Source organism: Ectobacillus antri, from assembly GCF_003852715.1.
GTDB classification, from domain to species: Bacteria; Bacillota; Bacilli; order Bacillales; family Bacillaceae_G; genus Ectobacillus; species Ectobacillus antri.
This window is the reverse complement of the sequence record NZ_RIAV01000057.1, coordinates 1-1800: the sequence shown is the minus strand read 5'-3', so window position 1 is coordinate 1800 and position 1800 is coordinate 1. Positions and strand designations below refer to the sequence as shown.

Here is a 1800-nt window from a genome sequence, read left to right as displayed (position 1 = left end):
CCGTCCCAGGTATACGTATATTTGCCGTCAGATTTGCGATTGCCATTCGCATCATAGGTAAGTGTTTCTGTACCGTATTTCGTTAACTGGTTTCCACTGTTAAATGTCGCAGTTGTGGTAGGTTTTTCTTATTCTATTTTACTTGATATGTATATCAACTTTCACTAGATTCCTATTTTATACAAAATAAAAACCCCGCCTAAAGCAGGGTTTCTCTCTTGCCTCTTTATCTACACCATTTCTTCTTGAAAAAGCTCTTTATAGCACAGAAACATCGGCTACGTCCTAGATTGTACAAGTTTATTAGCCATTAAAATATTTAAAGGTTTACATATACTTTCTCAGACCAACTACTTGACTTTGATTTTACTACAATCAAGTTTTCATTTTCCCATTTTAACGTGCCAAGAAATCTCGCATAAACAATTTCATTACCTACTTCTTCAACTAGCAATTGATCAATCATCTTATAGCCTCTTTCATTATAGACTTCGCAACGTAGTTGAAATCCATCTGATCGATGTATTCCTTTTAAAAGGGCGATTCGTTTACGACTCGGACTTTTTTTAGGCGTTTTATCTACCAAAAAAACTGCTTCAAAGTTTTGTCTAACAATTTCACTCAATCCTGCTTCTACATATTGCAAAATGCTTGCTGATGATAGTCCTGAATATCTTTCAAATACTGGAACCACATAAAACCGAATCAGATTTGAAAATTCTTGATACTTTTCTTGTATTGAATTTAGTTCCAAAAATGACATATAATCATACGGGATTGATAATGTGATCTGATTTAAAGCATGATTTTCATCATAAGAAACTGATTTATTTGGATTAGCCAAACAATAAACTATAATTTGTTCAAATCCACCTAAATCTACACCTAAATCACGCAATTTTTTCATAAAAATCAACTCGAAAATTCGCATCTCATGTAACCTATTATAATGTTTTTTGGGACGCTTCTTTCCCCAATCTTTAAAATGAATATCCATAAGATATCCTCCTCTCTTTACTTATTTTATGAATTACCACCAAGGAAGTGGTCTCTTGTGATACCTTGAGTTGAAAGTTCCACCCCCTCTAGCAACCCTATTTACATGACCTTGTTCCCACCTTAACGCTTTTTGTCTAGTCATATTCTTCTTTACAACTCGTGTATAATACTTTTCACCAAATTTATTAGACCAACTGGTTGCCTGTTTAGTTGCTCTATAAGACTTACCTGCTCGTGATATTTTCCCACCACTAATACCTACTTTAACAACTTCTTTTCTCCCATTCGCCATCTTATATATCTCATATCCATGGTTTGCTTTTTTACTAAAAATACTATTTCCATGTATTTTTTTGCAACTGAAACAATTTTCCCTGTAACCTTAATTCTTCCTAAACCTAGCCCACCTAACGCAGCCGCACCTACTATACCTCCAACAGTAGCTCCTGCACGATAAGCCTTATATCCATCATATGCTGCAAACCCCGCATTCACAGCTAGCCAGAAAAAGTGCCCATCTGGATCAACACCTATAACCGGATTATTATTTACATACGTATACCCATTCTGCGTAATCGGATCATCCGCGTCACCTGGATCTGGGTCTACCGAAATAAACACACCATGCACCGGATGGTAATACCGTGCCATGAGGTAATACATGCCGATTTCTTTATCGTATATGTATCCCGCATATCCAAACGGATTATCTGCTGCGAAACCTTCTGCACTGCTTGTCAGCACATTGCCCCATGCATCGTACGTATATTGCGCCACGACTTTGCCTGTGCTGTCTGTCAT

At 36.7% G+C, this 1800-nt stretch carries 2 protein-coding genes and 1 pseudogene; all 3 read right to left on the bottom strand.

The window, feature by feature from the left end; translation table 11 throughout:
- Positions 1–128: pseudogene (locus EEJ45_RS19130) on the bottom strand (RHS repeat domain-containing protein); the annotation flags it as partial.
- Between the two features lie 191 nt (positions 129–319).
- Positions 320–997, bottom strand: a complete 678-nt coding sequence (locus EEJ45_RS17985; protein ID WP_124566121.1) for a hypothetical protein — start codon at positions 995–997, stop codon at positions 320–322.
- 260 nt (positions 998–1257) lie between these two features.
- A partial coding sequence (locus tag EEJ45_RS17975) for an RHS repeat-associated core domain-containing protein (RefSeq protein ID WP_124566119.1) occupies positions 1258–1800 on the bottom strand: 543 nt, incomplete at its 5' end.

What these genes read in the sequence shown, in the direction of transcription:
- EEJ45_RS17985 (WP_124566121.1), bottom strand. Translation starts at nt 997, where the DNA reads ATGGATATTCATTTTAAAGATTGGGGAAAGAAGCGTCCCAAAAAACAT.